This is a genomic window from Phenylobacterium sp., assembly GCF_035569475.1.
Classification (GTDB): Bacteria; Pseudomonadota; Alphaproteobacteria; order Caulobacterales; family Caulobacteraceae; genus Phenylobacterium.
Window position 1 is genome coordinate 1 of record NZ_DATMNA010000028.1, and the last position, 11,998, is coordinate 11,998.

General features: G+C 70.6%; 16 protein-coding genes and 1 pseudogene. 9 read left to right on the forward strand and 8 right to left on the reverse strand.

Annotated elements, in window-relative coordinates; genetic code table 11:
* The 3 genes from VNW53_RS04115 to VNW53_RS04125 all read right to left on the reverse strand — a co-directional run.
* A partial coding sequence (locus VNW53_RS04115) for a PhoPQ-activated protein PqaA family protein (protein ID WP_325553810.1) occupies positions 1 to 510 on the reverse strand: 510 nt, incomplete at its 3' end.
* 269 nt (positions 511 to 779) lie between these two features.
* The gene (locus VNW53_RS04120) at positions 780 to 1,562 is read right to left on the reverse strand and encodes an acyl-CoA thioesterase domain-containing protein (protein WP_325553811.1); all 783 of its coding nucleotides are present in this window, start codon (positions 1,560 to 1,562) and stop codon (positions 780 to 782) included.
* A 33-nt stretch (positions 1,563 to 1,595) separates the two neighbouring features.
* Positions 1,596 to 2,837 (reverse strand): dicarboxylate/amino acid:cation symporter, encoded by a 1,242-nt coding sequence (locus VNW53_RS04125; protein ID WP_325553812.1) that lies wholly within the window; start codon positions 2,835 to 2,837, stop codon positions 1,596 to 1,598.
* Positions 2,838 to 2,929: 92 nt separating this feature from the next.
* Between VNW53_RS04125 and VNW53_RS04130 the strand changes: the two genes are divergently transcribed.
* Positions 2,930 to 3,112, forward strand: coding sequence for a DUF3606 domain-containing protein (locus VNW53_RS04130; protein ID WP_257816115.1), 183 nt, complete (start codon positions 2,930 to 2,932; stop codon positions 3,110 to 3,112).
* Here the strand turns inward: VNW53_RS04130 and VNW53_RS04135 are convergent.
* Positions 3,109 to 3,504: a response regulator gene (locus VNW53_RS04135; protein WP_325553816.1), complete on the reverse strand. Its 396-nt coding sequence runs from the start codon at positions 3,502 to 3,504 to the stop codon at positions 3,109 to 3,111. The genes VNW53_RS04130 and VNW53_RS04135 overlap by 4 nt on opposite strands.
* 105 nt (positions 3,505 to 3,609) lie before the next feature.
* Here VNW53_RS04135 and VNW53_RS04140 point away from each other — a divergent pair, with 105 nt between their 5' ends.
* The 5 genes from VNW53_RS04140 to VNW53_RS04160 all read left to right on the forward strand — a co-directional run bounded on the left by VNW53_RS04140 (position 3,610) and on the right by VNW53_RS04160 (position 6,623).
* Positions 3,610 to 4,542, forward strand: coding sequence for a LysR family transcriptional regulator (locus VNW53_RS04140; RefSeq protein WP_325553817.1), 933 nt, complete (start codon positions 3,610 to 3,612; stop codon positions 4,540 to 4,542).
* Between the two features lie 77 nt (positions 4,543 to 4,619).
* Positions 4,620 to 5,348: a hypothetical protein gene (locus tag VNW53_RS04145; protein WP_325553818.1), complete on the forward strand. Its 729-nt coding sequence runs from the start codon at positions 4,620 to 4,622 to the stop codon at positions 5,346 to 5,348.
* Entirely contained in the window at positions 5,345 to 5,512 is a 168-nt protein-coding gene (locus VNW53_RS04150) for a hypothetical protein (RefSeq protein WP_325553819.1), read from the forward strand. The genes VNW53_RS04145 and VNW53_RS04150 overlap by 4 nt, the downstream gene beginning before the upstream one ends.
* A gap of 28 nt (positions 5,513 to 5,540) precedes the next feature.
* On the forward strand, positions 5,541 to 6,278 hold the full coding sequence (locus tag VNW53_RS04155) for a sulfite exporter TauE/SafE family protein (RefSeq protein WP_325553820.1): 738 nt from the start codon (positions 5,541 to 5,543) through the stop codon (positions 6,276 to 6,278).
* Positions 6,279 to 6,338: 60 nt separating this feature from the next.
* The gene (locus VNW53_RS04160; protein ID WP_325553821.1) at positions 6,339 to 6,623 is read left to right on the forward strand and encodes a hypothetical protein; all 285 of its coding nucleotides are present in this window, start codon (positions 6,339 to 6,341) and stop codon (positions 6,621 to 6,623) included.
* Between the two features lie 5 nt (positions 6,624 to 6,628).
* Here VNW53_RS04160 and VNW53_RS04165 read toward each other — a convergent pair whose 3' ends face one another.
* From VNW53_RS04165 to VNW53_RS04175, 3 genes are all read right to left on the reverse strand, one after another.
* Positions 6,629 to 6,838, reverse strand: a complete 210-nt coding sequence (locus tag VNW53_RS04165; protein ID WP_325553822.1) for a hypothetical protein — start codon at positions 6,836 to 6,838, stop codon at positions 6,629 to 6,631.
* A gap of 174 nt (positions 6,839 to 7,012) precedes the next feature.
* Positions 7,013 to 7,192, reverse strand: coding sequence for a hypothetical protein (locus VNW53_RS04170; RefSeq protein ID WP_325553823.1), 180 nt, complete (start codon positions 7,190 to 7,192; stop codon positions 7,013 to 7,015).
* Positions 7,193 to 7,285: 93 nt separating this feature from the next.
* Complete coding sequence (locus VNW53_RS04175) at positions 7,286 to 8,101, reverse strand: peptidylprolyl isomerase (RefSeq protein WP_325553824.1); 816 nt, start codon at positions 8,099 to 8,101, stop codon at positions 7,286 to 7,288.
* A gap of 234 nt (positions 8,102 to 8,335) precedes the next feature.
* On the opposite strand from VNW53_RS04175, the gene VNW53_RS04180 reads away from it, so the two are divergent.
* Positions 8,336 to 9,034, forward strand: a complete 699-nt coding sequence (locus VNW53_RS04180; protein WP_325553826.1) for a pirin family protein — start codon at positions 8,336 to 8,338, stop codon at positions 9,032 to 9,034.
* 179 nt (positions 9,035 to 9,213) lie between these two features.
* Here VNW53_RS04180 and VNW53_RS04185 read toward each other — a convergent pair whose 3' ends face one another.
* Complete coding sequence (locus VNW53_RS04185; protein WP_325553827.1) at positions 9,214 to 10,107, reverse strand: SDR family oxidoreductase; 894 nt, start codon at positions 10,105 to 10,107, stop codon at positions 9,214 to 9,216.
* A gap of 93 nt (positions 10,108 to 10,200) precedes the next feature.
* Between VNW53_RS04185 and VNW53_RS04190 the strand changes: the two genes are divergently transcribed.
* Complete coding sequence (locus VNW53_RS04190) at positions 10,201 to 11,034, forward strand: helix-turn-helix transcriptional regulator (protein ID WP_325553828.1); 834 nt, start codon at positions 10,201 to 10,203, stop codon at positions 11,032 to 11,034.
* Between the two features lie 70 nt (positions 11,035 to 11,104).
* Positions 11,105 to 11,998, forward strand: a pseudogene (locus VNW53_RS04195) (S9 family peptidase); the annotation flags it as partial.

Genomic DNA, 11,998 nt, shown 5'->3' on the forward strand with positions numbered 1-11,998 from the left:
GAGCGGGTTGCGGTCCTTGGCGAACTTCGCCTGCTGGTAGGCGATGATCTCGTCCTCGACCCGCGGCTTCGGGTCTTCGGCGAAGCGCAGCGGCTGGTTCGGCACGTCATCCAGCTCGGCGACGACGGAGTGGGTCTCCACCGCCATCTTGGCCCAGCGTTCGGTGGCGGTCTTGGGCGCGGGGTCGGTGTTGTTGCCGCCGGTGATGAACATGAAGCCGGTCTTGTGCTCGACCTTGTCGGGCGTGATCACCGTCAGCCAGTGCTTCCAGAGCGGCTTGTCCACCTGCTTGGCCGTCAGCCAGGTCTGCGAGGTCAGCTCCAGCACCGCCCCGTGGTAGCCCGGCCCGGACATCGTCCCCGCCACCTTCCAGGCGAAGGCCGGATCGGGCTTGGCCACATAGGCGTCCAGCGCATTCTTCGGATTGGCCAGCACCGGCCCGGACGCCGGCAGGACAGCGGCCAGCACGCTGAGCGCGAGCGCTCCGCCCAGTAGTTTCGTCAAACGCATGGAACTCGACTCTCCCGTTGGACCCGTGGCGGCCCTTGAGCCCACCATGGCACAGCTCGGCGGACGGGGTAAGAATCCACCGGCGGCGTTCCGTGCGCGGCGCATCCGGGGGCCGCGACCTTACGTAGAACTACGCTGTGACGCCCTGCCACGTTAACGACTCGGTAGGGTTTGCTGCAATCTGCAGTTGCCCGGCGGCTTTCAACCACACGCAGGGCTTCGGCGGGGCCGGCTCGACTGTTCGGGGCGGCCCCGTCTAATTCCGCGACCTAGCTGCGCGGCATCCGCCGCTGCGCCAGGGCCGCGCAGGCCGCCGATCCGATCGGCCCATCCTCGTCGTAGAGAAAGCACTCGCCGATCGCCACGCCGTCGGTGGCGCCGTGGTTGACCACCTCATAGCCGATCCATTCGCCCGCCGGCTCGCGGTGCAGATAGACCGTCACGTCGGAGTTGATGAACTCCAGGCCGTTGTCGCCTGCGTTGGCGAAAGGGCTGGCGAAGTCCGCCGAGACCGCCACACGCACGAAGGGCGTCAGCGCCCGGCCGCCTACCAGCTCGCGCACCTCGCTCATCCAGATCCGCTTCTGGCCCACCGTGCCGAAGTCGCCGGCGATCCGGCGCGTGGCCCACATGCCCCCCATGCCCGACCGCCCGTCGGTGGGCGGGTCGATGTCGGCAGGCTTCGGAGCGTCCCAGGGCTCGGGTTTCCAGACCTTGCCGCTCGGGGTCTCGGTCCGCTTCAGGAGCTGGCAGGTCGCGCGCCCGGCGCTGACCCCGCCGGAGATGAACTCCGCGTCGACCACCCGGATGCGGTTGCCCGCGCGCACGACGGTCGTGACCACCTCCACGGGCGACAGGTCCGGCAGGCGGTACATGTCGACCGTCAGCCGCGCCGGGATGAAGTCCGGGCTGCCGTGCAGCCGCTCGATCTCCGCGCCCAGCAGCCCGGCGATCACCCGGCCATGCAGCGAATTCGGGTTCCAGGGGCCGCGCGCCGCCGGCGTCGGGACGTAAAGCGCCCCCTCGATGGTGAAGAACGGTTCGTTGGCCATGGCTGAGCTGGGTAGAGGCCCGCCGCGCCGCGATCAAGCCGTCGCCGGCTCGCCCTTGGCCAGGACGGCGGTGAGCGCCATGTCGGCGGTGACGTTGCCGATGGTGCGGAAGATGTCGGGAATCACCTCCACGGCGATCAGGATCGGCAGCAGGTCCACCGGCAGGCCGAGGCTGAGGCAGATCGGCGCGATGGAGGCGAAGAACGACACCTGGCCCGGCAGGCCCACCGACGCCATGGAGGTCGCCACCGTCACCAGGGTCGCGCCGAGGTAGGTCATGGCGCTGGGATGCAGGCCGTAGACCTGCACCAGGAAGAGGGCGACGCCGAAGTTGGCCACCGGGCCGGTGATCCGCATCACCGAGACCGTCATCGGCAGCACCAGGCCGCTCACCCGGTCCGGGACGCCGAGGTCGTCGCGGCACCGCTCGATCATCGCCGGCAGGCAGGCCAGGGACGACTGGGTGGCGAAGGCGGTCACCTGCACCGGCGCCACGGCGCGCACGAACCGCCCGAAGTCGATCCGCCCGAACAGCGCGATCAGATAGCCGACGACGGTGATCCCGATATTGCCCAGCACGATGGCCGCGACGTAGTGGGCGATTACGCCGGCCGCGCCCACGCCGGCCCTCAGGCCCACGCCCAGCGCCAGGGCGAACACGCCCACCGGCGCGGCCCACAGCACCCAGCGCACGATGGTGATCATCACCTGGCCGATGCTGTCGAACAGGTCGGTCAGCGCCTGGCGCCGCGCCTGCGGCAGCCGGGTCGCGGCGAATCCAAAGAAGGCGGCGAACACCACCAGCGGCAGGATGGCGTTCTCCGAGGCGGCCTTCAGGGCGTTCTCAGGCGCCAGGCCTGAGACGAAACCCACGAAGGTCGGCGCGGCCTTGGCCAGGTCCGGCGCCGCCGAGGCCCCGGCCCGCAGCGCCGCGGCCGCCGCGCCGGTCACCGGCCAGACGGCGTAGAACACCTGCGCGAAGCCCAGCGAGAACACCGCCGCGAAGGTCATCAGCGCCACGATCGAGGCCAGCGCCCTGGCCGCCAGCCGCCCGGTCGCCGCGGCGTCGGCGACGCCGGCGATTCCGGTGACCATCACCGCGAAGATCAGGGGCACGACGGTCATCCGCAGCGCGTTGAGCCAAAGCGCGCCCACCGACTCCACGAGCTCGATCGCGCGCTTGGCGCTCTCGCCGCCGAACGCCGCGGCGGCCGCGCCCACGGCCAGCCCCGCCAGCAGCGCAATCACCACCCGCACGCTCAACGATCGCAGCATCGATGCTCTCCCCCGACGGGCCCGACCTTGGCCGGTGCGCTTCCCCTGCGCAAGGAACGTCCCTAGGTTCAGGCGCTCGCGGAGGAGCTTCCATGGCCGGCCTGAAGGACAAGCGCGGGTTCATCGACAAGGATCGCCTCGACCTCTCCGAGCGCAAGGCGGTCGAATACTGGATGAAGCGCTGGGGCGTGACCAAGGACCAGCTCACTGCCGCCCACCGCAAGGTCGGCCGCCTCACCAAGGACATCGCCGCTGAGCTCGGGAAGAAGCGCTAGCCGCGAGGCTTCAGGCTCGGGAGCGTCGTCGCCAGCAGGGTGCTGGCGGTCTGAAGGAGTTCGCTGACCAGGACCGGCTTCAGAAGCACGCTGTTGGCGCCCAGCGCCAGGGCCAGGTCCAGGAGCAGCTCCGCCTGGGCCGCCTCCGGCTCCAGCATGGCGACGATCGGGACGTTGACCTCGTCTCCGCGCAGCGCCGTGATCAACTCCAGCCCATCCCGCTCCGGCATCAGGATGTCGGTGAAGACCAGCCGCGGGCGATGGTGATGGAACCTGTCCAGCCCCTGGCGGCCGTCCACGGCCTGGACCACCGCATGGCCGGCCGCACTGAGGACTTGGGCGATGGCTTCACGCGCCCTCGCCTCGTCCTCGACAACGAGTACTGTCGCCACCTACTACGCACCTCATCTGCCCGCCCTCTTCCTGCCTCGCTCGCGGCATATGAATTTCACTGTTTCAATATTGAAATGCATTGTTCGCACAGGTACATGTGCGAGATGAATTGGCGTTCGATTGACCTCAATCTGCTTGTGGTCTTCGACGCGGTGATGCGCGAGCGCAGCGTCACGCGTGCCGGCCGTGTCATCGGCCTCAGCCAGCCGGCCATGAGCCACGCGCTCAACCGCCTGCGCCACATGCTGGGCGACGAGCTGTTCGTGCGCACCCCGGACGGCATGGCCCCGACGCCGCGCGCGGAATCCCTCGCCGAGCCGCTGCGCAACGCCCTGAGCGAGGTGCAGCTCGCCTTGGAGCCCCTGGCCTTCGATCCCCAGGCTTCGGACCGCCGCTTTGCGATCGGCCTGAACAACTTCGCGGCCGTGGTGGTCGCCCCGCTGCTCGCCACGGCGGCGTGCGGCCAGGCCCCCGGGGTCCGCCTGGACATGCGCCCCAGCGGCAACCTCGACATCGCCGACTGCCTGGATCGCCGCGACCTCGACCTGGCGATCGGCGGCCAGGAGAGCCCCGGCGAGCGCTTCGGGAGCGAGCTGCTGCTGGAAGACCCGTTCGTCCTGGTCATGCGGCGCGGCCATCCGGCCGGCCGCGGCGAGCTGACGCCCGAGGCGCTGGCGAGCTTCCGCTATCTGGAGATCTCCTCCAGCGGCGAGGACACCGGCTTCCTGGACCGCTGGCTCGCGACGCACGGCTTGGCGCGGCAGGTGGTGGTCCGGTCACCCTACCTCTCGGCGCGCCCGATCCTCGCGGAGTGCGACCTGGTCACCGTGTTCAGCCGCCGCGTCGCCCAGGTGTTCGTGCGCAACTTCCCCCTGGAGCTGCGCGAACCCGCCTTCGATTCGCCCATGGTGCGGACCATCATGGTCTGGCATCGTCGGCTGGACAGCCATCCCGCCCATCGCTGGCTGCGGGACCACGTAACGTCGGTCACCCGGGGCCTGGCCAAAATTCATCCCGAGCATGCGCCCGTGATGTGAATGCATTTTGGCATTGAGTCCGCACACCTATATCGGCCCCGGGGAGGCGTTCGGCCGAGTTTGGATGGAGGACCGCATTGCTTGACTGGACCGTCGTCACCGCGGCCTTCCTCACCGCCGCCGTCGAATGGGTCGAGGCCTTCACGATCGTGCTGGCCGTCAGCCTGAGCATCGGCTGGCGCGGGGCCGCGGGCGCGGCCGCCGCCGCCCTGGCCGTGCTCGCCGCCATGACCGTCGCCACCGGCGGCGTCCTCAGTATGGGCCTGGAGGTGCGCTGGTTGCAGCTCGCGATCGGCGTCTTCCTTCTGCTGTTCGGCGTCCGCTGGCTGGCCAAGGCGGTGGCGCGGGGCGCGGGCCTCAAGGCGCTGCACGACGAGGCCGAGAGCTTCGCCGAGACGCGCGCCGAGCTCAGCCGCGGCGACCGCGCCGCCGGCTGGCTGATCGCCTTCAAGGGCGTGCTGCTCGAGGGCCTGGAGGTCTGGCTGATCGTCGCGGCCTTCGGCCTGCACGGCCGCGCCTGGGCCAGCAGCACCACCGGCGCCCTGGCCGCCCTGGTCGTGGTGCTGGCCGCGGGCCTGGCGATCCGCGCGCCGCTCACCCGGGTTCCGGAGAACGCCATCAAGTTCGTCGTCGGCGTGATGATCACCGCCTTCGGCACCTTCTGGACCTACGAGGCGGTCGCCGGTGAGCGGGCCTGGCCGCTGGGCGACCTGAGCCTGCTCGCCCTCGGCGCCTTCTACGCCCTGGGCGGCATCGGCCTCATCGGCCTGATCCGGCGGTCCAGGCCGATCGGAGCCGCGACATGAAAGCCTTCCTCAAGACGCTTTTCGGCGACGCCGGGACGGTCACGGTCGTGGCCCTGATCATGGCCGCCGAGGTCTTCCTGTCTGTCGTCGGCCAGCCGGCCGTCGGCGCGGTCCTGATCCCGGCGGCGGTGCTGGTCGGCGTCGCCCGGCTGGCCCTGCGCTAGGGTGGCCGCGCACGATCCTTCGCCCTGGATGCTCCTGCTGCTGCTGGTGGCGGCGGTCTGGGCGGGCGCCCAGAACGCCCTGGCGGGCGGCGGCTCCTTCATCACCCTGCCGGCCCTGATCCTCAGCGGCCTGGACGCGCGCGCCGCCAACATCACCTCGACGGTGGCCCTGTTCCCCGGCCAGGTGACCACCGGATGGGCCGGCCGCAAGCTGGCCACCGGCGCGGAGAACCTTTCGCTCAAGACCCTGGTGGCGATCAGCCTGCTGGGCGGCGCGGTGGGCGCGCTGCTGCTGCTGGTCACCCCGCCGCAGTTCTTCGAGGGCCTGCTGCCCTGGCTCGTGCTCTTCGCCACCGCCGCCTTCGCCTGGGGAAACTTCAGCCGCCGGCCCGCCACGGCGCGCCCGCTCAAGCCGGCCCAGGCCATGGCGCTGCAGTTCGGCATCGCGATCTACGGCGGCTATTTCGGCGGCGGCATCGGCTTCCTCATGCTGGCCGTGCTCAGCCTGGCGCAGTTGCCTGTGCGCGCCGCGGCGGCCACCAAGAACGTGCTGGCCGGCGTGATGAACGGAACCGCGGTGCTGGTCTTCCTGTTCTCCGGCGAGGTGCGCTGGCTGCAGGCCGCGACGCTTGCCGTCGGCGCCATAGGCGGCGGCCTGGCCGGCGCCTGGCTGCTGCGCAGGGCCGACGAGCGGATCCTGCGCATCGCGGTCATCGTCATCGGCGTAGCCCTGACCATCGGGCTCTTCATCCGCGCCTATCGCTGATCGTGTCGGGATCGAACCTGCGCCTTGGGCGTTATCCGTCCTCACCCTCAAGGATTCCCGATGGCGCGTCTGCGTAAACAGCTTCCCGTGCACCTCGGCGCCGGCGAGCTTCACTGCCGCGGCTTCACCGGGCCGGTCGACTACGAGATCCATGGCGAGCCCTCGAGCCTTCGCCTGGGGCCGCTACGGCTGCGCGGCTCGCTGAGCGCCACGCCGGAGGTGGCCGCCGAGGCGTTCCGCGCCGGCGAGGCCGAGCTCAAGCTGGAAGACGGGGCGAGCTTCCGCATCACCCTGGTGGGCCACTCGGCCGGGTCGAAGACCGCCTATTTCGAAATGCGCATCTGACGCGCTCAGGCCGCCGGCGGCCCCGAGTCCGCGGCCCCGCGCGGCAGGGTGAAGACCAGCCGCTCGTCTTCCCAGATCTCGGCCCGCACGCCGTCGGCGCGCTGCGCCAGCAGCCGGGCGGCCGTGTCGATGGCGATCCCCTGCGAGGTCTCGGGCAGCACCTCCAGATGCGGCACGCCGCCGGTCCGCCGATGGATGTAGCAGAAGTAGGTCATCACCAACTCCGAACGTGGGAGCGGACCTCCCATTATCTAAGCTCGAGGTTGCACCTGCACCCGGTCTAGGCCAAGCAAAATTTAGGCTTCGGTAAGTAATTCGTACCCGTACGTCAGGTACCTGACACATGTTGGCGCTCGGCTTGCTTGGCTGCCAACCCGGCTGCGCTTGCGTCAGCCGCGCATCAGGTAGCGCACCGCCAGCGAGTAGCTCGGCGCCGCGTCCGCCTCCTGGTCGCGTAGGCGCGCGCCGATGTCCGCCGGCGCCCACGCCTGGTCGGCGTACCGGCCGAGTTCGACGCCGCCGCGGCGCACGACCCACGCCTCAGCGCCCTCAACGACTTCGAACTTCATGGGTCCCGCGCGATGCGGCCGCCGCGATACGGCGACGCCCCTCAAGGCGCGGGGCGCGTCCGGATCGCGATCCCTGAGCCCTGGTGTCGCACCTCAAGGTTGTCGCACCGCGATCTCCAGGTCGCACACGCTGAAGCGGGCGCCCCGCCGGGCCTTCTGCCGCGCCGCGCGGGCGGCGAACGCCGGGCCTGCGGTGTCGGTCACCTCCAGCCGGGGCCGTTCCGCGGCGGGCATGTCGGCGGCCAGGCGCACGCGGACCATGCGGTCCGGATCGGCCGGCGGCTCGCCCACCTGGATCGCGCGCACCACCTCCAGGCCCTGCACCACCCGGCCCCAGACCGCATAGTCGTGGTCCAGCCTGCGGGCCGGGGCGCGCATGAAGAAGATCTCGCTGTTGGCGGTGTCGATCCCCGCCTGGCGGCCCATGCCGGCCACGCCGTCGCAATAGGCGCCCCAGACCCGCGGACGATGGTCGCCGCCCAGCGCCTGCTCCCTCGCCGACGCCCCGGCCACCGGGACCGAGCCCACGAAGCCCTCGATCCCGTCCGCGCGGCTGACCACCGTCGTCAGGACCGCATCCGCCGGCAGCCGCGCGCTGAACTCCGCCGGCAGGTCGGGATAGGCCGAGGTCCCGCCGTCGCGGTTGTTCGGATTGCCGGTCTGGTCGACGAAGCCCTCGATCACCCGGTGGAACTTGAGGCCGTCATAGATCCCCTCGCGCGCCAGCCGCTTGACCCGCTCCACCGCCCGGGGCGCCAGGGCCGGCGCCATCTCGACCACGATCCGGCCCTTGGAGGTCTCGATCACCAGGGTCTCAGCCGGATCCAGGGGCCGCCAGTCGGGGTGAGGCCTTGCGGCGCCCAGAGTCAGCGTTGCGGCAAAGACCGCCGTCCATCCCGCCGCGCGCATGACTTTCCCCCTCGTGTCATCCCGGTTTTCGCGGCGCGCGAAAGACCGGGACCCATAAACGCCGTCGGCAGGAGGCTAGCCGGAGAGCTTCGTGTCTATGGGTCCCGGACAAGCGCGTTGCGCTTTCCGGGATGACACTCGGGACAATGCCTCCATTCCGGAAATAATCTTCTGCCTCGACGCCGCTTTACCGCTCGATCCGGAAGCCTATCTTGATCTCCGAAAGGACCACCCATGATCGAGAAACGTACATTCAACAGCCTCGGCGGCGCCGACCACGGTTGGCTGAAGGCCAAGCACCACTTCTCCTTCGCCAACTACTACGACCCCAAGCGGATGGGCTGGGGTTCCTTGCGCGTCTGGAACGACGACGAGATCGCCCCGCAGTCCGGCTTCCCGCCGCACCCGCACGCCGACATGGAGATCATCACCTATGTCCGCGAGGGCGCCATCACCCACAAGGACTCCATGGGCAACGAGGGCCGCACCGGCCCCGGCGACGTGCAGGTGATGAGCGCCGGCACGGGCGTCCGCCACGCCGAGTACAACCTGGAAAGTGACCTCACCCGCCTGTTCCAGATCTGGATCGAGCCCGACCGGTCCGGCGGCCCGCCGGCCTGGGGCGCGCGGCCGTTCCCCAAGGCCGACCGCGCCGGCAAGTTCGTGACGCTCGCCTCCGGCCTGCCCGGGGACGAGGACGCGCTGCCCATCCGCACCTCCGCGCGGGTGGCCGGCGCCACCATCAAGGCCGGCGAGACCGCCGACTACGTCCTCGACCCCAGCCGCCACGCCTATCTGGTGCCGGCGACCGGCGCCATCGAGGTCAACGGCGTGAGGCTGGACGCCCGCGACGGCGCCGCCATCACCGGCGAGTCCAACCTGCGCGTCACCGCCCTGGAAGACGCCGAAGTAGTCCTGGTCGACGCGGCCTAAGAGCCGATCGCCAAAAAACCTCCCCCGATTTCGGGGGAGGGGGACCACGAAGTGGTGGAGGGGGCGCTGCCGTCTTCGCGGCGGCAAGATCGGCGCACGGCCCCAACGCCCCCTCCGACCCTTCGGGTCACCTCCCCCATACGCTACCGCTATGGGGGAGGTTTTGCGCGCCAGCGTCCTCAGGCCTCCTCCAGCTCCAGCCGGTCGAGATCCTCGATCAGGCCGGGGCCGGTCGGGGTCCAGCCCAGCCGCTCGCGCGTCAGGCGGCTTGAGGTCGGCGCGTCGCGGCCGGCGAACATCGCCAGGAAACCGAAGTGGGCGGGCGCCTCTTCGGGCGTGATCGAGACGACCGGCAGGTGCAGTCGCTTGCCGAGCGCCTCGGCGATGTCGCGCATTGAGACGCCCGCCTCGCCGACGGCGTGGTATCGGGCGCCGGCCTGGCCCTTCTCGAGCGCCAGGCGGTAGAGGCGCGCCACGTCGCTCACGTGCGCCGCGGCCCAGCGATTGGCCCCGTCGCCGACATAGGCCGACACGCCCTTCTCGCGCGCCACGGCGATGGCGTAGGTGACGAGGCCTTGCCGTTCCTTGTCATGCACCTGGGGCAGGCGCACGATCATCGTGCGCACGCCGCGCCGGGCGTAGTCCTCGGCCACCAGCTCGGTCGCGCCGCGCATGGCGCCCGGACCGTCCTTCGATGCCGCATCCTCCTCGGTCGCCTCGCGGCCGGGGTCGGCCATCAGCGTGCCCGAGGTGAGGATGAAGGGTTTGCCCGAGCCCTCCATCGCCGCCAGCATCGCCTCCACGGCGCGCCGGTCGATGGCGATGTTCTCGATGTACTGGCTGAAGTCGTGGATGAAGGCGCAATGGATGGTCCCGTCGCAGGCCGCAGCGCCGGCCGCCAGGGTTTCAGGCTCGGCCAGGTCGCCGCGGTGGACCGCCACGCCCGCCGCCTCCAGCTTCGCCGCATTGGCGTCGTTGCGCGCCAGGCCCAGCACCTGGTGGCCCGCGGCCTTCAACTCCGCGATGACCGCCGAGCCGATGAAGCCGCTGGCGCCGGTCAGGAAAACACGCATGTCGAAACCTCCACAAGAACCGTGGCGACAACCATCGCGCCCTGGAATATCCTGGTAAAGTAGTGACTTTATCATGGTATGGACACTAACAGGATGAGCGAACTCCAGACCGCCGAGAAGCCGCTCGGCGCCTATCTCAAGGATCGCCGCACGCGCCTCGACCCGGCCGCCCTCGGCTTCCCCGGCGAGCGCCGCCGCACGCCCGGCCTGCGCCGCGAGGAGGTGGCGCAGCGGGCGAACATCAGCCCCACCTGGTACACCTGGCTGGAACAGGGCCGCGGCGGCGCGCCCTCGGCCGACGTCCTCGACCGGATCGCCGGCGCCCTGATGCTGACCGACATCGAGCGCGAGCACCTGTTCCTGCTGGGCCTCGGCCGCCCGCCCGAGGCGCGCTACCGCAAGAACGAAGGCGTCACGCCCCGGCTGCAGCGGGTGCTGGACGCGCTCGACCCGACACCCGCCCTGATCCGCACCGCTACCTGGGACGTCCTGGCCTGGAACCGCGCGGCCACCGCCGTGCTCGCCGACTACGGCGCGATGCCGCCCGAGCAGCGCAACATGCTTCGTTTCCTGTTCCTCGACCCCCGCGCGCGGGCGGCGCAATACGACTGGGACAGCGTCGCGCGGTTCGTTCTCGGCGCTTTCCGGCTGGACGCCGCCCGGGCCGGCGCCGCCGCCGACGTGGAGCCGCTGGTCGAGGAGCTCAGCCGGCTCAGCCCCGATTTCCGGGCGATGTGGCGCGACGGCGACCTGCCGGCCACCGTCCACCGGGAGGCGGTCAAGCACATGCGCCATCCGGTGCTGGGCGAGGTGGCTTTCGAATACTCGACCTTCGCGGTCGATGGGCGCACCGATCTCAGCCTCTTGGTCTACAACCCCGCCACGCCCGAGGACGCCCGCCGCGTCGCCTCGCTGGTCCGGGACTAGTCCACCCCTTGCTCCCGCCCGCCTAATCCCATAGCCAAACCGCAAGGCGACCTTAGGGGGAGTGCGGACGATGGCGGGACTGGTCTTGGCTCTGGCGTTGGCGGCCGCGGCGACGCCTCCCGATCACGTCCACCAGTTCCACGACGTGGTGGTCTCGCCGAAGGGCGACCTGATCGCCGCCGTCGAAGCCGACGATCCCCTGAAGTCCGAGGCCGACCCGCACCCGGTCGTCGTCATCCGCAACCGCGCCGACGGCGCGATCGTCGGGCAGTACGATCCCTGCAAGACCTGCTTCTATTCCGGCGCCGCCTGGTCGCCGGACGGCGCGTCCCTGGTGTTCGTCTCCAGCGACCGCAAGGCCAAGACCGCGACCCTGCAGATCGTCCGTGGCGGCCAGGCCGAGCAGGCCCTGGCCTTCCCCGGCCTGCTTGACACGCCGCGCTGGTCGCCGGACGGCCAGACGCTGGCGGTGCTGGCCACTGAGCGGCCCCGCAAGATCGGCGGCGCGACCCAGGCCGGCGCGGCCATCGTCGGCGAGATCGGCACGGCCACCGACGAACAGCGCGTGGCTGTCCTGCCGGCGAGCGGCGGCCCGCTGAAGTTCCTCTCGCCCGACGACACCTACGTCTACGAGTACGACTGGACCCCGGACGGCAAGGCCTTCGCGGTCACCGCGGCCAAGGGCGACGGCGACAACAACTGGTGGATCGCCAAGCTGGCCGCCGTCGGCGTCGACGGCTCCTGGCGCCAGATCGCCGACCCGGGCGTGCAGATGAAGTTCCCGCGCGTCTCGCCGGACGGCAAGACCGTGGCCTTCATCGGCGGCCTGCACTCGGATTTCGGCCCGGTCGGCGGCGACCTCTGGACCGTGCCTTTCGCGGGCGGCCAGGCCGTCGACCGGACGCCCGACTACAAGGGCAGCTTCTCCTCGCTGATCTGGCGGCCGAAGACCCTGTTCGCCACC